The sequence below is a fragment of the Neobacillus sp. DFD-2R genome (assembly GCF_057747865.1).
Genome location: NZ_CM173228.1, coordinates 4,319,292 through 4,337,030, shown reverse-complemented (window position 1 = coordinate 4,337,030; position 17,739 = coordinate 4,319,292). Strand labels below are relative to the sequence as shown.

The window sequence follows — 17,739 nt, the reverse complement described above, 5'->3', positions numbered from 1 at the left end:
GCTGGTGATGTTCACCCCGGGAGGACAAGTATATTTTTCTGTGAAAATTCGTTGTCTTTTCTCTCCTGAAAACTGGCAGCAATAATGCTGCCAGTTAACTAACTTCTAAAAAGCTTTTTATATGTTGGTACACTTCTCTAGGGCGTTCTTCAGGAAGTGCGTGGCCCGATTCTTTTAAAATAATCAGCTCAGAATTAACCAGATCCTTATTAAGCCTCTCGCCAATGTGAACAGGTAATGAATTATCGTGCTCTCCCCATATTAATAAACAGGGCGTTTTTATATTATTAAGAACCTGAGCCGGAAGATCTCCCTCACGATGACGAATCATTCTCGTAAGTGCAACGAAAATTTCATCCTGTAAAAAAGGCTGCAAATATCCATTTATCATTTCATCATTTATTAATGAATGATTATAAAGGGTATCCTGAAGGTTCTTTTTTACTCCGGTACGAGCCAGCCAAAATTTCACAAATAAATGAAAAAAAGGTAAGTAGCTTGTAATAATGAGCGGCATCTTTGATTTTTTCAGATAGGAGGAGCTGCAAAGTAAGATGGCTTTGTCGGCAAGCTCGGGCATAAGGTGGAGAATATTAAGCACAACTTGTCCACCCATGGAATGACCTAGTAAAGTGAGTTTTTTTAAACCAAAAAAATCAATTAACTTGATGACGGTTTGCGCTAAATTTCTATATGAGTATTCGTAGCGATGGGATTTATCGCTTTTTCCAAATGGCGGAAGGTCTACGGACAACACTTGATAATCCTGGTTTAAAAGCGGGATTAAATGGCGAAACGTAAAGCTGGAAGAAAGAAATCCATGTAATAATATAACGGTTTTTGCTGACGTTTGGTTAGGATAAAATTCATAATAAACATTAATGTCATTGATCGGCTGATATCCGGTTAAAACGGTCTGCTCCACTAATTTCTTCCTCCTTAATTTCATCAATTAATTTTTTAAATTAATGTTCCCCAATTTTTGTTACTTCACAACAATCCGATAAAAATTTTCAATAAAAAAATAGCTGTTGTATTATGTCTTTTGTAGGAGGACAAATGTATTTTAAGGGTGTCAGGCACCGTTGTATTTTTTTAATTTTTAAAATTTTAAAATAAAATATTTGAATTTTTAGAAAACTATTAGTATAATAATAAAAAACTGAAGGAGTTGATTTCCAGATGGAAAAGAAATTACTTAATTCACCACAACAATCGGATGAAAACCAGGATTCTTTAATTGCAGAAATGGTGTTAAACAATGCTCTTCTCGATTTCCGCAGAGAAAAAATCCGTCAGGAAATCGACATGACATTATTAGAAGGAAACAAGGAGAAGTTTCTTCAGTTGACAGAAGAATTAAAGAAAATTTCCTAATACAATAACAAACTTAGAAAATTGGCCCGATTCATTTTGAATTCGGGCCTCATCTTTTTTATGATAAGGTAAAAGGAGTTTTTACGATTGAAAGAAAAAATTATTGAGGAAATAAAAAAAATAGAAGAGCAATATAATGTGAAAGTGTGCTATGCAGTGGAATCCGGTAGCAGGGCATGGGGATTTCCTTCAAAGGACAGTGATTATGATGTGCGTTTTATCTATGTACATCAAAAGGATTGGTATTTGTCTATTGAACAAAAAAGGGATGTCATTGAGCTTCCTATAAACAATCTCCTCGATATAAATGGATGGGAATTACGGAAAGCACTTCGTCTCTTTAATAAATCCAACCCGCCACTCATGGAATGGCTGCACTCAGAAATTGTCTATTACCAAGCTTTTTCATTAGTGGAGAAAATGAAAACAATTCAAGACCACCTATTTTTACCACAGTCAGCACTTTATCATTACTTAAATATGGCCAAGGGAAATTATCGTGACTATCTCCAAGGAGACCACGTTAAAATTAAGAAGTATTTTTATGTTCTTCGCCCTATATTAGCCTGTAACTGGATTGTACGCTACAATTCGATTCCGCCGATAAAATTTCAAGAATTGGTCGATGTAATCCTTGAAAATGGATTGATTAAACAGGAAATTCTCACCTTATTAAAAAGAAAAATCATTGGTGATGAACTTAACTTGGAACCGAAGCTTACTGTTGTTAATGATTATGTAGAAAAAGAAATCAGCCGAATGGAGGATTATGCTAAAACGTTAACGATTTCAAAAAAAGATCTTACGCCTCAATTAGATATTCTTTTCAGAGAAACAGTTGACGAGGTTTGGTCTTGAGCATAACCGGAAAAAAGGCCGTTCAACTGAACGGCCTCAGATTGTCGAGAAAGGGTATTTTTCTCTGCAATTTTTTATTTTGTCAGAATCTAAATACCAAATTTAATGATTCTCCCTGCTAATGTGCCTGTTGATTTCCGCTCCGGGCACTCGCTTTCCGCGGGGGAGGTCCTGGAGCCTCCTCGGCGCTTTTGGCGCCTGCGGGGTCTCCAGTGACCTCTCTATCCCGCAGGAGTCGAGTGCCCTCCGCTCCAATCAACAGGGAGGCAAATCAACCTAAAGTATTGCAACACACTTTTTCTAACTTTGCTAAGTGTAATGCAATCTTTTTTATATTTTGGCAGGCTGCAGTTAGAAGAGCCTGTTCACTTGCATTCTTCAATCCCCGTAACCGGCAGTAGCGAAGCCCGTGCAGCTCTTTTGAGTCTGCGAAGCTTCGCTCAATTTTTTCCTTTCTAAATTTAAAAAGCATTTTTCCCGATTTAGATAAGCGATTTAACCTTACCTTTTCCTTGTGCTCCACATTGAATTCTCCACTTATTTTTTTATATATTAGTTGAACTGAAGGTCTGTATTGAAAACACTCTGTTGATTGGAGCGGAAGGCACGAAGACTCCTGCGGGAGTACGGGGCAGGGGAGACCCCGCAGGAGCGAAGCGAGGCCACTGAAAAAGTCCAAGATATTTTGCAATAGGTGATTCCCTGAAAAAACCATCCCCACTATTGACTGAAAAATCGATGAAAACCATTTTCCTCTCCCTACTTTGATGGTGAAAAACGCAATTTTTTGGGATTTTAGTTGGCAGGAAATCTCATTATTAGCAGAAAAGGACTTTTTCAGTGGCGTCAGCGAAGCGACGAGGAGGCTTCCCGGCACGCCCGCGGAAAGCGAAGTGCCTGGAGCGCCAATCAACAGACATGTTGAAACCGATATTCTAATAATATTTTAACAAATTAACGCGGTTAATTATTAAAGTGATTGAATAAAATAATTGGCTGCCGAGGGTTTTTCGACAGCCTAAGGCCGTTCAACTGAACGGCCTTTACATTTTGGCTTTGAGTTGTTGATTGTGAACCGGACAAAGAAGGCTAAAACTATCTTTTATGAACTTTGTAAGATAGACCACTACTATTTTCCCTCCTTTAAATCTACTAGATGCTAATTTAATATATTGCAGCTTTTGAAAGTTAATACTAAAAAATGATTGACATAATCCTTAAAACATATTACGATACAATTCGTAACAATTCCGATTTGTAATAACATCCAATCTCTGAATCTAAGAATATAATTATAAATGTTAAATCGTAATAATTCCAATTTGAATTTTTTTATGGAGGCGAATGGAATAGTGAAAAGACTTACCGCGTTAATGGTTATTTTTCTACTAATTGCAAGTGGCTGTTCTAATACTAGTCCGGTGAACGGCAAAACAGACAGCTCAGTATCGAAAAAATTGCATATTGTAACTACCTTTTATCCTATGTATTTCTTTGCAAAACAAGTTGCAGGTCAATCAGCAAATGTTGACTTATTAATCCCGAATGGAGTTGAACCGCATGATTGGGAACCGACGGCAAAGGATATGGCCAGTATTCAAGATGCTGATGTATTCATTTATAACAGCCAATACTTTGAGACTTGGGCTCAAAAGGTGTTAAAAAGTATTGATCAATCCCACTTAAAGGTGCTTGAAGCATCTCACGGTATCAAACTTATGGATGGTACATCTGAGGAAGACAATGGTACAAAAGCTTCCAAAGACCCGCATGTTTGGCTATCACCTGTGTTAGCAACTCAAGAAGTTGAAAATATTGCAAGGACTTTAGAAAAGGCTGACCCAAAAAACAAACAAAATTATGAAAAAAACGCCGCTGATATTAAATCGAAGCTTACTGATTTAGACCGTTTATATAAGGAAACAATCGATCAAGCCAAGCGTAAAGAGTTTGTAACACAACATGCTGCCTTCGGCTATATGGCGAAGCAATATGGGTTAACACAAATTCCCATCGCCGGTCTTTCGCCGGATGTAGAACCGACACTTGGGAAATTGGCTGAATTAGCAGATTTAACAAAGAAAAAAAATATTAAAATAATCTACTTTGAGGGATTAACCTCCTCAAAGGTAGCCCAAACTTTAGCGAATGAAATAGGTGCCCAAACAGAAGTCTTAAATCCGCTTGAAGGTTTAACGAAAGAAGAACAAAAGCAAGGATTAGACTATTTCGGAGTAATGAAAAAGAATTTGGCGTCACTCAAAAAGTCTATTAATCAATAAAATTCAATTTTTATTTATAGATGTACTTAGAAGTTGTAAAATGATAAATTTACAAAATGAGAGATAAAAGAGATTAAAGTTACTTCTATCTAGTAATAGTTTTGCATAACTATTTACTAGAAGGAGGTAACGTTAAATGAAAAAAAATAACCAATATAGTTTAATCGTACAGGTCAATGGAGCAGTACTTTCCGTTATCTTTGTATTTTTATTAATTGCCGGGATGACCACTTTTCTATCGGTAAAAATGTCCTCTGAATCGGTGGGTCAGATTCTTGAAACATCTGATTTAAATAAATTATTTTTGTATTTCTTTGGAACGGAAAATAAATATTTTATCCAAAATAACAAAGATATTAAGGATATTCCTTTAACAAAAGTCGGTTTTCAAATTGCGACCAATATAAAAATAAATGATGTCAAATCGTTTTTTGAAAGAGAGTTACCTGGATTCTCAGAATTCAATACAAATATTCAAGTGGCAGGTCAAGGCACGGACATTACGAACGTGCCAATTGAATCCGCTCCGCCGATGGAAACCCTATTAAAAGAAAGAGAAGCAGCCCAAAACGCAGGAAATAATAACGATTCAAACCAAACCGACTCTACTACACCGCCTGGCCAGACCACAGATGGAAAGAAAGTCGTTTATATTTATCATACACATAGCTGGGAATCTTATTTACCACTATTACAGCAAGCTTCATCTTCATCACCTGATGATGCTGTTAGTTCCAATAACGGTGCTAACGTAGTAGAAGTTGGTGATATGTTAGCCAAAGACTTAGCTGCAAAAGGAATTGGATCAGAGCATAGTACGGTTGATGCCACCGAAAAGCTTCATGAAAAAGGGTGGAATTATAATAACGCTTATCAATATTCAAGGGGTCTTGTACAGGAAGCCATGGCCGGTGATCAGGATTTAAAATTCACGATAGATATTCATAGGGATTCCCAAAGAAAGAAGATAACGACGACAACGATTAATAATAAAAGCTATGCCAGGTTGGATTTTATTGTTGGGGAAGCTAATCCGAATTTTAAACAGAATTTACAGCTTGCCAAAGACCTTCATGCCGCTGTCGAGAAAAAATATCCCGGATTAAGCAGAGGGATATTCTCGAAAAGTAAAAGTTTGGGAAATGGAGTGTATAATCAAGACCTTTCTCCACGGGCAATTTTAATTGAAGTGGGTGGAGTGGACAATGATTTAGAAGAACTGCAGAATGCTATGAATGCATTTGCGGATGTCTTTAGTGAATATTATTGGAAAAAGAAAAATGCTAAAGCGTTTTAATAGATCAAATGAAAATTATTTATGGGAGGGCGCTATTTACCGGATAGCGTCTTTTTTTTCGTTTAGGCAACTATAAAATCAAATTAAAAATAAATTGGAGAAGTGTTTCTTTTTGTGAAAAAATGTTACTTTTCAACATCAATTCACAAATTGTTCATATTATTGTATTGTTAATGGTAATTTTTTTTATTAAAGTAAATGTAGTAGAAAGTAATTTGAAGTTATTAAGGAGGCTTACATGTTACCGATTGAACGCCGACAGCAAATAGTAGCCTGGCTGCAAAAAGAAGGATCTATTTCAATTACTGAAATTAGCAAGCGATTAAATGTTTCAGAAATGACTGTCTATCGTGATATAAAGCCATTGTTAGAGGAAAATAAAATTATGAAAACATCTGGCGGAATCTCCTTAGCAACCGTTATAAACGTTTCATCACATGCCTGTACATATTGTTTAAAGGAGTCTAATAACCGCCATCCTGTTCAAATCATAACAAATGACTTAAGAGTAGAGCAGTTATGTTGCCCGCATTGTGGAATACTTCGCTACAAGGATATTGAAAAGGATGTCTCACAAATTATCTGTCGTGATTTTCTTCACAACTCCACGATCAGCGCCAAAATGGCTTATTTCTTAATGGACGCCGATTTTCAATTGAATTGCTGCCAACCACAAGTTTTAACATTTGAATCGTTAAAGCATACGGAACAATTTCAAAAAGGGTTTGGCGGTACTGTTTTACGGTTTGATGAAGCTGTTGATGAAATTCAGAAAAGAATGAAGGGCGAAGTAGGCTGTCATTGTAAAAAGTAGAAATTTTTCTAAGAGGGAGTGATGGATTGAATATAAAAAAGAAAAGCAGCATTTATGTTTTAATTTTATACTTTTTTCTTTTTTTATTTCCATCTGTTTCGTCTGCTCATGCGTATATCATAAAGTCAACACCATTTGAAAACGAGATATTAAAAACGTCTCCGCAGAGAGTATCTATTCAGTTTGACGAATCGATTCAGCCTGTCTTTAACTCGCTTCAGGTTTTCGATTCAAACGGAAATCAAATAGATCAAAAAAACAGTCATATAAATCCTAAAAACTCATCCATTCTTGCTGTGGATTTAAAGAAACACCTACCAAACGGTACGTATCGAATCCAATGGAAAGTGGTTTCGAATGATGGACATCCCGTTCAAGGGGTCATTCCCTTTCAAATCGGAGTCGGAAGTAAGCTTCCAAGCTCCGCCGTTTTAGCTAAAGGAGCGAAAGGATATACACCTCATGGAGACCTTATAGTCATTCGTTGGTTCCAATATATTAGCAATGCATGTTTTGTCGGGATGTTATTTATTTACCTATTGGTTTTACCAATGGAATTAAGGAATGAGACTTTATTTGAAAAAATCTTTATTAGGATTATTTGGCTTTCGTACTTTCTTTTACTATTCAGTATCATTCTAAGCTTACCGTTACAGGCCACGATTGAATCCGGCACATCATGGAGTAAAGTCCTTCACACCCAAGCATTAGGAGATGTTATTTTAAATACTTTGTTTGGGCATATATGGCTCATTCAAATGGTCATCCTGTTTACATTGGCGGTTTCAAATAATCTTTTAAGTATTAATAGGATTACTAAGCCGATTGGGCAGTGGCTTTGTTTTTCTTTAGGAATAGGGTTGTTACTGACAAAAGCTTTAACTAGCCACGCATCTTCAACAACTAATAAATATCTATCAATAACAATGGATTTCTTTCATTTATTTGCTGCTTCCATTTGGATTGGGAGTTTGCTGAGCATTGTCGCATTACTTCCATTGCTAAAGAAAATCAAAACGAACCCACTTTATCTAAAAATAATACAGAGGTTTTCAAAATGGGGAATTAGCCTGGTTTTGCTCCTATCCTTTACAGGTGTTTTCTCCGGTTTTACGTTTATTCCCAACCTCCCATCGCTGATACATACCGATTATGGAAGGGTACTTTTGAGTAAAGTAGTATTGCTTTTCTTGATGTTAATACTTGCAGCAGTTAATTTTATTAAAGGAAAAAGCTGGAAAGAAAAAGGGCTAAAAACTTCTCTTTTTGGAGAATTAGCAATAGGGATCATCATTTTGATACTTTCCGTGATTCTAACGAATTTGCCGACGGCTTTTGTCTCTCCCGGACCAATTTACGAAACAAAAACAGTAAATGGAAATCATGTTTCATTAAAAGTAACACCAAATATTATTGGAGAAAATGTCTTTATGGTGGCAATAAAAGATAATAAAGGTCAACCACTGAAAAATGTTGAGCAGGTAGCTCTTACTTTTACTTCACTTGAAATGGATATGGGAGAAGATTCAGTAAGGTTACCGAAATCTGCAAAAGGCAATTACGAAGTAAAAGGCATGCATTTCAATATGGCAGGCAGCTGGAACGTACATGTGCACATCCTTACAACTACATTAGATACTATTGATACCGATTTCCACTGTATTGTGGGAAGTCAATAAAACAATTTACCGAGGAGAATTCAAATGAACAATAAAATGAAAATGCTTACTAAAATTTTTATACCAACCGTTATTAGCCTATTTTTCTTTTCCGGTATAGCCAGTGCACATGTTACTGTAGCACCTAAGACGTCGACAACGGGAGCTTGGGAAACATATACCTTAAAAGTTCCGGTTGAAAAGGATGTACCAACGACAAAAGTTACAGTAAAGGTACCATCAGGACTGGAAATTGAATCTTATCAACCGGTTCCAGGCTGGAATTACACCACTGAAAAAGATTCAAGCGGGAAGGTTAAAACATTTACGTTTGTAGCAACAGGACAAGGGATTCTTCCGGGACAATTCCAACAATTCGTATTTGTCGCTAAAAACCCTGATCAGGCAACAAAAGCCGCTTGGGATGCCTATCAGTATTACAAAGACGGAAGTGTGGTAGAGTGGTCAGGAGATGAAAAAGCAAAAACTCCACATTCTATAACGGATATCGTAAAAGCAACAGCAGCCGGTCAACATGATATGCAGAATATGAATATGACTGCAAATGAAAAGACTACCGCGGCTGAAACAATAAAAACAACTGATTCAAGCAGCTCGCTTCCAACTATTTTATCAGTGATTGCTGTCATTCTCTCCCTTGTGGCTGTGATAATGTCATTCCGTAAAAAATAAAATAGTAAAGATGTAAACAGCAGAAGGTAGTATGTCTATCTTCTGTTTTTTATCTACATGAATCATTATCGTTTACGGTGATTCTATCCGTTAGTTTTTTTAAGATTAAAGAATTAAACAAGATACAAGTACCACAGAAATTTTGTTAAAATAGATTTTGAATTATTTTTTTAACCAATGACACCTGAATTTTCTAATATGTACTAAATAGTAAAATTATCAATTGAGGAGCGTGTCTATGAATCTCTTAGCATCAAATAAATTCCAAAAATTGTCTTCCAGTATTTTTCAAGAAGTGGCCGATCGAAAACAAGAAGCAATAAAAAAGGGCATAGATGTCATCGATTTAAGCGTAGGGAGTCCCGATTTACCTCCGCCTTCTTTTGTTGTTGATACCCTTGTAAAACACGCAAATGATGAAACAAAATATGGTTATACATTAAAAGGAATTTCTGAATTCCACGATGCCGTTTGCTATTTTTACAAAGAGCGTTATTCTGTGGACCTAGATCCTGAAAAAGAGGTTCTTCAGCTTATGGGGTCCCAGGATGGTCTTGCACATTTAGCAACGGCCTTAATCAATCCGGGAGAATACGTCTTAGTTCCGGACCCGGGTTATCCGATTTATGAAGCAAGTGTTACGATTGCCGGCGGTGAAATTTACCCGATGCCATTGGTAGCTGAAAATAAATTTATACCAATTCTCGAAGATATCCCATTAGATGTATTAGGGAAAACAAAAATGATGATTCTTAGTTATCCGGGGAATCCGGTAACTGCTTTAGCTGACAAAAACTTTTTTGAAAAAGTAATTAGGTTTGCTAAGCAGCACAACATATTGGTTGTCCATGATTTTGCCTATTCTGAGATGATTTTTGATAATCATCCTAAAATTAGCTTTATGTCCATCCCGGGTGCGAAGGAGATTGGCATTGAATTTAACTCGCTTTCAAAAACATTCAACATGGCCGGATGCCGTATAGGGTATGTAGTCGGTAATGAACAAGTAATCAAGATTCTCGGTACCTTCAAATCACATATTGACTATGGAATTTTTTATCCGATTCAGTTAGCAGCTGTGACGGCACTTACTTCTGATTATTGCAATCTTCAAGAACAAGTGAAGATATATGAAAACCGTCGGGACGCATTAATAACAGGACTTGAAAAGAGTGGATGGCATGTGGCAAAGTCACCTGCAACGATGTTTGTTTGGGCAAAAATCCCTGATGGTTGGAAATCGCGGACGTTTGCCTTTGAATTAATTAACAAAACGGGGGTTGCGGTGGTACCTGGTGATGCTTTTGGAAAACTAGGTGAAGGGTATGTACGGATTGCCTTGGTTCAGCCGCCGGAACGACTGCTGGAAGCTGCAGAACGGATTCATGAATTTCTTAAGGTATATGCATAACAAAAAAATGAAATAGACCTTCATTTAGAGGGTCTTTTCAATTTGTAAAGTATAAGAAAGAAATTTTTGACTTTGAGAATTGTCTAGCTCCAGCGCCCAGCGGCTAGTGTACCTCGATCTTCTCCCTACGATAAGTCAACATCGAATCGCTACCGCTCCTCGTGTTTCCTTTATCTCAGTCGAAGCGCTCCAGTACATACGCCGCTAAACGGGACGCTTGCGCTTTTCTTAATAGCTTTTATTTTTAATAGAAAAATTAAGAAAAAGTTAAGCATCGAATGGTATAGTTAGTCCAAATTATGTAACTATTAGAGAGTGTTAATTTAGGAGGAGTAAGGAATGCTTAAAAAGGTGCGAAGCGGTAAAGGAGTGAATCTGATTCTTGTTGTGTCAATGATTGGCATGGGGGCGTTCTCGTACATACCAACTGCCTATGCAGCTATGGATCAAAAGTCAGTTAACGCTGATTCAGTAGAAGAGCAGAAAACAGCCACATTGTCTAAGTTGGAAATTGAAGGAGTTCAGCTGGATCAGGCCTTTTCAGCGGATGTTAAGTCATATTCTGCAACAGTGGAAAACAATGTACAACAAATTTCGCTACTTGCTGAAAGTGATAATCCGGAGGCGACTATAACCATTAATGGTCAGCAGGTCACAAGTGGAACTTCCGGGACATATTTACTTCATACAGGAGAAAATACGTTTTTAATTTCGGTTGATGATGGTAGTCAAACACCGACTACGTATACACTTATCATTACGAAAAAGCAAAATAATAATAATCTTCTTCAAGATATTAAACTATCAAAAGGAGAATTATCTCCGAAATTCGATTCCCGGATTACGGAATACACTGTCGGGGAAACCAACGATGTAGATTCCATAACGCTTACAGCGGAAACGGCAGAGAAGACCTCTTCGATTATGGTAAATGAGACTTTGTTGAATACAGAAGGCAGGGTGGTTTCCCTTCCTATTGGAAAATCCGATATTACGTTAGTGGTTACTGCTGAAAATGGAGATAAAAAAACTTATATTCTCCATGTAACGAGAGAAGATAAAAAAATTATTCCAACACCGGTTCCAACAAAACCAATACCTAAAACTCCTGAATCAAAAAATAAAAATCATACTACTACCATTAACAAAACGAAAACAGGTTTTAAGCCTACAAATAATAACATACAGAAATCAGCAGCACAGCAAAGCGGTTCTTTCGTGCAAAAAACAAGTACGGCAACGATGTCTTCCTTAACTGTTTCAAGCGGTACATGGAACAAAACGTTTTCATCCGGTACTTATACGTATCATATTGCTGTTGCCAGTAATGTAACAACTGTTACACTCAATCCGGATGCAAAGTATAGTGATGCAGTGATTTCAATAAACGGCGGCAATGGAAGAACGATTCAGCTGGATGGAAGTAAAACGATCATTCCTGTTCTCGTAACGAGGGGTGATGATCGTAAAACATATGTGTTGGTATTTGATAAAGCCGTTCAACCAACAACAACAACAACGACAACGCCAATCACAGCTACTGCCAACACGACTGTGGCCAGTACAACAGGTACTGTCGATAGAGGCGCATTTAACAATCAGGCACAGGTCCGGACAACGATGCCGAATGGGAGCAAAAGTACTACATCAACTTCGCTTTGGAGTCGAATAATAAATAGTATTAGTACGTTTTTTAGTAAGTTTTTTTAAAATTTAAACCTGCCATTAGTGCAGGTTTTTTACGTAATACCGATTTTTTTTTCTTTTTTTTTTAAAAAGTAAGATATTTTTTTTAACAAGTTTCATGAATTTATGGTATATTTATATTTAAAAATTTATTGAATTTTTTGATATAGGGAAGGTGAGAATATGACAACAGGTTTGAAAGTGAATGATAGCAGTCTTCCATTGCGTCGGGATGTCAAGTTACTTGGCCAAATGCTCGGTGAGATTCTTGTCGATCATGGCGGAACTGAACTATTAGACAAAGTGGAAAAAATAAGGACCATGTGCAAATCTCTTCGAAACCAATTCGATAAAGAAATATATGAAGAATTAAAAGAAGAAATTGCTAGTCTTAGCTCTCCGATGCGAAAGCAAATTATACGTGCATTTTCAATGTATTTTCATCTGATAAATGCTGCTGAACAAAACCATCGTATTCGCAGGAGAAGACAATATCAGTTACAGGACGAAAGCGTAGTCCAACCGGCTTCAATCGAAAGTGCAGTTCTTTCACTAAAAGAGAACAAGATAAATGAAGATATTATCCAAAATGTACTTAATACATTGTCGCTTGAGCTTGTCATTACAGCCCACCCGACAGAAGCAACAAAACGTTCAATTTTGGAAATTCAACAGCGAATTGCTGCTATTTTAAAAAATCTAGATCATCCATTACTGACGAATAGAGAACGAAACAAGCTGGAGGAGAGCTTGTTTAATGAAGTAACGATTCTTTGGCAGACGGATGAATTACGTCATCATAAGCCTTCTGTCATGGATGAGGTACGAAATGGTCTGTACTATTTTGATCAGACGCTTTTTGATGTGCTGCCTGAAATTCACCATGAACTGGCAGCGTGTTTAGAAAAGAATTATCCCGATATCGCCTGGGATGTTCCAAATTTCCTTCGTTTTGGTTCATGGATTGGCGGGGATCGTGACGGAAATCCATTTGTAACACATGAAGTAACATGGGAAACATTAAACAGGCAAAGAAGACTTGTATTAAAAAAATATAGAGCTGTATTAGTGGATTTAATGAAACGTTATAGTCATTCCACAACTAGGGTTGAAGTTAGTGAGGAGCTCCTTCAATTACTTAAGGAAAAAGAAGATCAATTGTTAACCGATGATAAAAAGTGGCCTGTTAAAACAGAGGTTTATCGCCGTGTATTTGCCCTTATTATTGAACGCGTGAAACAAGTTGGGAAATCAGATGTTGGTTATAAATCTGCTGATGAATTATTAGGAGATTTAGATGTCATAAAAAGAAGCTTAAAAAATCATCATCCTGCTGCCCATGAATTAAAGACGATTCGAAAACTGATTCGCCAAGTCAAATTGTTTGGTTTCCATTTAGCTACACTCGATATTCGCAATCATAGCGGTGAACACGAGGCGGCAATCACAGAAATACTTAGAAAAGTCCAGATTGCTGAAAATTATGGAGAACTTTCTGAAGATAAAAAAATAAATATCTTACAAAATATTCTTTTAGATCCACGTCCGCTTCTCCTACTAAATGAAGATTATTCTGACGAAACACAAGAAATGATTAAAGTGTTTCAAATGATCAAAAAGGCCCATGATGAATTCGGAAAACGATCAATTCAGGTATATCTTGTTAGTATGACGAAATCGCCAAGCGATTTACTAGAAGTGCTAGTTTTAGCAAAGGAAGCAGGCATTTATCGACTTCATGCGGATGGAACGGTAGAAAGCCATTTAAATGTTGCCCCATTACTAGAAACAATTGATGATTTAACGGCAGGGCCAAAAATCATGGAAACTTTGTTTGAAATGCCTGTTTATCGCAATCATTTACAGAGGATGGGTGATCAGCAAGAAATTATGTTAGGTTACTCCGATGGAAGCAAAGATGGAGGTACATTAACAGCTAACTGGAAATTATACAAAGCGCAAATTGAAATCCACGAAATGGCCAAAAGATATCAAATAGGACTTAAATTCTTCCATGGAAGAGGCGGCTCACTAGGTCGCGGCGGCGGTCCGTTAAATAAGAGCATTTTATCTCAACCGGCTGAAACTATTGGAGATGGAGTGAAAATTACTGAGCAAGGAGAAGTTTTGTCTTCCCGCTACTTGCTTGAAGATATTGCTTATCGAAGCTTAGAACAGGCAACCTCTACCCTACTTCAAACGGCCACACGTGTTTCAAAAAAGGCTGACCAAGGTTATTTCCGTGCTCAAGCTTGGGAACAGGCTATTGAAGAAATTTCTAAAGAGTCTTATAACAAATATCAATCGCTTGTTTTTGGTGACCCTGATTTCCTAACCTATTTTAACGAGGCTACACCATTAAGAGAGCTTGGAGACCTAAATATTGGATCAAGACCAATGAGCCGTAAAAATAAGGGCCGTTTTGAAGATTTAAGAGCGATTCCATGGGTATTCGCTTGGACACAATGCCGCCAATTGCTGCCGGCCTGGTATGCGGCAGGAACAGGTTTAGAAAGTTTTGTTTCAAAAAATGAAGAAAACGTATATCTTTTACAGCAAATGTATGAAAAATGGCCTTTCTTTCAATCGACCATTGATAATTTGCAAATGGCATTAATGAAAGCTGACATTACAACAGCAAAGGAATATTTAACACTTGTCGAAGACCAAGCAATTGCTGAACGTATTTTTACGAATATCCTTGAAGAATTTGAAAGAACAAAAACGATTCTTCTCAAAATCACGGGTGATACGGAATTATTGGATCATACACCAAACATTCAGGAATCTGTTCACAGAAGAAATCCATACGTAGACCCATTAAACTTTTTACAAGTAGAATTAATTAAAGAATTGCGGAGTCAGGATGAACCGAATGAAGAACTACTAACGCAAGTGTTATTAACGATTAGTGGTATCTCCGCTGGCTTACGTAATACTGGTTGATGGACTAAAATAAAAACCGCAAACTCCTAATGAAAGGAGTTTGCGGTTTTTTTAGCACAGAACTTTTTTACTGTGAAAAATAATAACTATTTGGGTTATTACTTATCTGCAGACAAATTTATAATGAAATTAGAATTAGAAAAAGAGGGGATACTATGAAAGGAATAGGTGCAGTTATATTGGCAGCAGGACAAGGTAAACGCTTCGGTAAATTAAAGCAATTTGCTAATTTAGGCGGTAAACCTTTATTTCTTTATCCGGTGGAATTAACCTGCCGATTAAAGTTTGATTCAATCATTTTAGTAGGCAACAAAAACACCGCTAAAATGGTAGATCATATAGACCGAAAGCGTATTAGCTACATTACCAACAAAGAATCAGAACAGGGTATGTCATCATCACTTAGAGAAGGTATTTTAGCATTGAGTGATGATATTCGAGCTGTTCTCGTTTTTTTAGGTGATCAACCGTTTATACCGGATGGAGCGGTTGAGGAAATCATTTCAACATATGAAAAACAGTACAAAAATGGTATTCGAATTGTTCGACCATCCTATCAAGGTCTAGTAGGGCACCCGGTATTATTTGACAGATGCTTCTTCTCAAAATTAACAGCTATTAGAGGTGATAAAGGGGCCAAGGAAATATTTGAGTCTTTTGCGGGACAGGTGGCAGTTGCAGAGTTTTCAAGGCATGAATGGAATATGGATATTGATACACTTAGTGATTATCAGCTCGCTGTGAAATACCTTAAAAATTTTAATCAATGATAATCTCTATTATAAAAAAAGTTTATTAAATGTTCCTGCTCATTTTTGATTTTTTCATTCATACCACCTTTTTAAAGTAATCTATATCATGCGTATTTGACAAAATATAACCGATAGGTGTAAAATACATATAGGTGAGGTGATAGAGATATGGTAAACCAAGAAAATCAAACAGTCAATCCTTCAAAAAACTTTGTTCTGCCATTTATTTTATTGCTTCTTAGTAGGATGTCACTTCATGGATATGAACTTAGTCAAAAATTGCAGGCATTCGGTTTTAAAGCGATTGACCAAGGAAATCTTTACAGGCAGTTAAGACAGTTAGAAAAGGATGAGCTTGTCGCATCAGAATGGGATACAAACGGAAGCGGTCCTGCAAAAAGAAGGTATTCTATTACAAAAGCTGGTATTACATACTTAAATAGCTATGCCCATCAACTAGAGTCATACCAATCTTTACTGGATCAATTTTTTAATATGTATTCCAGTTTTCTTGAGCTCTATATTCCTTCATTACAAAAAAAGGATCCAATAGAGAAATTAAATAGGTTAAAGAGGAGGAAGGACAATGGCACAGAAGAAGAATGAGGCTGTTTCAGCTGCAAATGATAATATAATTTCAACAGCAGAGGGAATCAATGCCGGAGGTTTATTTGTTGACACATTTTGGGATCAGTATGAACAATCAAGCGCACGGGTGAGACAAGTTCGGGAAAGCCAAGAAGATGCTTATATGAAAGCATTAAGAGAGGTTATTAAATTTAATAAACAATACAGAAACTCACTTGCGAACCTCTATGAGCAGTCTAAGAAAGCAAACCAAGAAATTTTCACAGGGATATTGAACCAGTTTACTACTTTCCAGAAAGAACAAATGAATGAAGTAGTTGCTATGGATTCAGTTCAAATGAATGAAAGCGAAGAACTTAAAGAGCAGATAAAAGAAGTTTCCAATCAGTTGGAAAAATTGGCGCTTACCCCAATTAAATCTGTGGCTCATTTGATAGACCAATTAGAGGATAATTTTGAAAAGAATGCTGAATCCAGTATTGAATATTCACGTGAACGCCGAAATGCATGGCAGCAGGTTAATGATGAATATGTTAAACTAGCAAGGAATACACATTCTGATTTGGTTGAACGAGGTCAAAACAGCCTTAAAGAGCTAGTGAAGGCTAGATAACGACTAAAAGATTGAATTGGTGACTACTTATTTTAAAAAACTAGGCATGAGAAAAATCTCATGCCTTTTAATTATTGTAATTTTTAAATAATTTACTATAATAATAGTATGAAGCACTTCGCAATGTCTTTTTATAAAGGGGTTGAACTTGATTGGCAGTTTATAGTCATTCGTTTATTTTACCAGAAAAAGAGATTGATTTTTTATTAGATTTATTGCCAATTTCCAAAAAACACACTCCGGATATATACATATTTGATCGTTGGCAGTCGATTGTCTCGCTTGCAGGAAAAAATTGCGATATTTCCAGTCGGTATAATTTACTTAAAAATATTGTAAGATCCTCAATCTTTTCTAGCTATAATTATAAGCAAAGTATGATTTTTATTTATCTTTTTAACCTGCCATACCAAGATCCTTTCTTAAAAAAACTTCATGGCGTTTTTTGTTTATTCCACGAGATTAGACACCACCATCAATTCATCACAGACGAATCTTCCTTTTTAACATCTCTTTCTAACCAATCATTAACCGATTCCTCCTATTCTCTTACATGGGTTGAAAAGGATGCCAACAAATATGCCGTAAAATGGATGAGAAGAAATCGGAGAGAAATAAATGACAAATTTCAGCTTCCAACATCCCAATGGGATGTTGGTGTAAATGAAAAAAACAAGCTTAGAATTTTGATGAATTAAAATTCCAAAATCTATCCTTTACCAAGCAGCCTTAAGTTCTTTTTATAAAGGGATTTAAGGTTTTTT

At 36.5% G+C, this 17,739-nt stretch carries 16 protein-coding genes; 14 read left to right on the top strand and 2 right to left on the bottom strand.

All coding sequences use genetic code 11. From position 1 onward, the window contains the following. Positions 1-94: 94 nt before the first annotated feature. Entirely contained in the window at positions 95-925 is an 831-nt protein-coding gene (locus AC3ANV_RS21675; protein ID WP_488310725.1) for an alpha/beta fold hydrolase, read from the bottom strand. A gap of 257 nt (positions 926-1,182) precedes the next feature. Between AC3ANV_RS21675 and AC3ANV_RS21670 the strand changes: the two genes are divergently transcribed. Then, positions 1,183-1,377 (top strand): IDEAL domain-containing protein, encoded by a 195-nt coding sequence (locus tag AC3ANV_RS21670; protein WP_488310724.1) that lies wholly within the window; start codon positions 1,183-1,185, stop codon positions 1,375-1,377. An 87-nt stretch (positions 1,378-1,464) separates the two neighbouring features. Continuing rightward, on the top strand, positions 1,465-2,235 hold the full coding sequence (locus AC3ANV_RS21665) for a nucleotidyltransferase domain-containing protein (RefSeq protein ID WP_488310723.1): 771 nt from the start codon (positions 1,465-1,467) through the stop codon (positions 2,233-2,235). Between the two features lie 271 nt (positions 2,236-2,506). Here the strand turns inward: AC3ANV_RS21665 and AC3ANV_RS21660 are convergent, their stop codons facing one another. Beyond that, a complete protein-coding gene (locus AC3ANV_RS21660) occupies positions 2,507-2,950 on the bottom strand; it encodes a transposase (RefSeq protein ID WP_488310722.1) in 444 nt (147 codons plus the stop codon). Between the two features lie 634 nt (positions 2,951-3,584). Here AC3ANV_RS21660 and AC3ANV_RS21655 point away from each other — a divergent pair. The 12 genes from AC3ANV_RS21655 to AC3ANV_RS21600 all read left to right on the top strand — a co-directional run bounded on the left by AC3ANV_RS21655 (position 3,585) and on the right by AC3ANV_RS21600 (position 17,673). Further along, positions 3,585-4,517, top strand: a complete 933-nt coding sequence (locus AC3ANV_RS21655) for a metal ABC transporter substrate-binding protein (RefSeq protein WP_488314298.1) — start codon at positions 3,585-3,587, stop codon at positions 4,515-4,517. A 136-nt stretch (positions 4,518-4,653) separates the two neighbouring features. Next, positions 4,654-5,814: a stage II sporulation protein P gene (gene spoIIP, locus AC3ANV_RS21650; protein ID WP_488310721.1), complete on the top strand. Its 1,161-nt coding sequence runs from the start codon at positions 4,654-4,656 to the stop codon at positions 5,812-5,814. A 238-nt stretch (positions 5,815-6,052) separates the two neighbouring features. Further along, on the top strand, positions 6,053-6,628 hold the full coding sequence (locus tag AC3ANV_RS21645) for a DeoR family transcriptional regulator (protein WP_488310720.1): 576 nt from the start codon (positions 6,053-6,055) through the stop codon (positions 6,626-6,628). Positions 6,629-6,654: 26 nt separating this feature from the next. Further along, positions 6,655-8,307 (top strand): copper resistance CopC/CopD family protein, encoded by a 1,653-nt coding sequence (locus AC3ANV_RS21640; RefSeq protein WP_488310719.1) that lies wholly within the window; start codon positions 6,655-6,657, stop codon positions 8,305-8,307. 24 nt (positions 8,308-8,331) lie between these two features. Continuing rightward, on the top strand, positions 8,332-8,979 hold the full coding sequence (locus AC3ANV_RS21635) for a YcnI family copper-binding membrane protein (protein ID WP_488310718.1): 648 nt from the start codon (positions 8,332-8,334) through the stop codon (positions 8,977-8,979). Positions 8,980-9,217: 238 nt separating this feature from the next. Then, positions 9,218-10,390: an LL-diaminopimelate aminotransferase gene (locus AC3ANV_RS21630; protein WP_488310717.1), complete on the top strand. Its 1,173-nt coding sequence runs from the start codon at positions 9,218-9,220 to the stop codon at positions 10,388-10,390. 339 nt (positions 10,391-10,729) lie between these two features. Continuing rightward, positions 10,730-12,100 carry a cadherin-like beta sandwich domain-containing protein gene (locus AC3ANV_RS21625; protein ID WP_488310716.1) on the top strand — a complete coding sequence of 457 codons (1,371 nt, stop codon included), beginning with the start codon at positions 10,730-10,732 and terminating at the stop codon, positions 12,098-12,100. A gap of 159 nt (positions 12,101-12,259) precedes the next feature. Beyond that, positions 12,260-15,022, top strand: coding sequence for a phosphoenolpyruvate carboxylase (ppc, locus tag AC3ANV_RS21620; RefSeq protein WP_488310715.1), 2,763 nt, complete (start codon positions 12,260-12,262; stop codon positions 15,020-15,022). A gap of 155 nt (positions 15,023-15,177) precedes the next feature. After that, the gene (locus AC3ANV_RS21615) at positions 15,178-15,792 is read left to right on the top strand and encodes a nucleotidyltransferase family protein (protein ID WP_488310714.1); all 615 of its coding nucleotides are present in this window, start codon (positions 15,178-15,180) and stop codon (positions 15,790-15,792) included. A gap of 150 nt (positions 15,793-15,942) precedes the next feature. Beyond that, positions 15,943-16,380 carry a poly-beta-hydroxybutyrate-responsive repressor gene (phaQ, locus tag AC3ANV_RS21610; protein WP_488310713.1) on the top strand — a complete coding sequence of 146 codons (438 nt, stop codon included), beginning with the start codon at positions 15,943-15,945 and terminating at the stop codon, positions 16,378-16,380. After that, the gene (locus AC3ANV_RS21605) at positions 16,361-16,975 is read left to right on the top strand and encodes a hypothetical protein (RefSeq protein ID WP_488310712.1); all 615 of its coding nucleotides are present in this window, start codon (positions 16,361-16,363) and stop codon (positions 16,973-16,975) included. The genes phaQ and AC3ANV_RS21605 overlap by 20 nt, the downstream gene beginning before the upstream one ends. Before the next feature lie 152 nt (positions 16,976-17,127). Beyond that, positions 17,128-17,673: a hypothetical protein gene (locus tag AC3ANV_RS21600; RefSeq protein ID WP_488310711.1), complete on the top strand. Its 546-nt coding sequence runs from the start codon at positions 17,128-17,130 to the stop codon at positions 17,671-17,673. Positions 17,674-17,739 lie beyond the last annotated feature (66 nt).

Bases quoted from the DNA above. Each gene is read 5' to 3' on its own strand.
- AC3ANV_RS21670 (WP_488310724.1), top strand. From the start codon at position 1,183: ATGGAAAAGAAATTACTTAATTCACCACAACAATCGGATGAAAACCAG.
- AC3ANV_RS21660 (WP_488310722.1), bottom strand. From the start codon at position 2,950: ATGGTTTTTTCAGGGAATCACCTATTGCAAAATATCTTGGACTTTTTC.
- spoIIP (WP_488310721.1), top strand. From the start codon at position 4,654: ATGAAAAAAAATAACCAATATAGTTTAATCGTACAGGTCAATGGAGCA.
- AC3ANV_RS21645 (WP_488310720.1), top strand. From the start codon at position 6,053: ATGTTACCGATTGAACGCCGACAGCAAATAGTAGCCTGGCTGCAAAAA.
- AC3ANV_RS21635 (WP_488310718.1), top strand. From the start codon at position 8,332: ATGAACAATAAAATGAAAATGCTTACTAAAATTTTTATACCAACCGTT.
- AC3ANV_RS21630 (WP_488310717.1), top strand. From the start codon at position 9,218: ATGAATCTCTTAGCATCAAATAAATTCCAAAAATTGTCTTCCAGTATT.
- AC3ANV_RS21625 (WP_488310716.1), top strand. From the start codon at position 10,730: ATGCTTAAAAAGGTGCGAAGCGGTAAAGGAGTGAATCTGATTCTTGTT.
- ppc (WP_488310715.1), top strand. From the start codon at position 12,260: ATGACAACAGGTTTGAAAGTGAATGATAGCAGTCTTCCATTGCGTCGG.
- AC3ANV_RS21615 (WP_488310714.1), top strand. From the start codon at position 15,178: ATGAAAGGAATAGGTGCAGTTATATTGGCAGCAGGACAAGGTAAACGC.
- phaQ (WP_488310713.1), top strand. From the start codon at position 15,943: ATGGTAAACCAAGAAAATCAAACAGTCAATCCTTCAAAAAACTTTGTT.
- AC3ANV_RS21605 (WP_488310712.1), top strand. From the start codon at position 16,361: ATGGCACAGAAGAAGAATGAGGCTGTTTCAGCTGCAAATGATAATATA.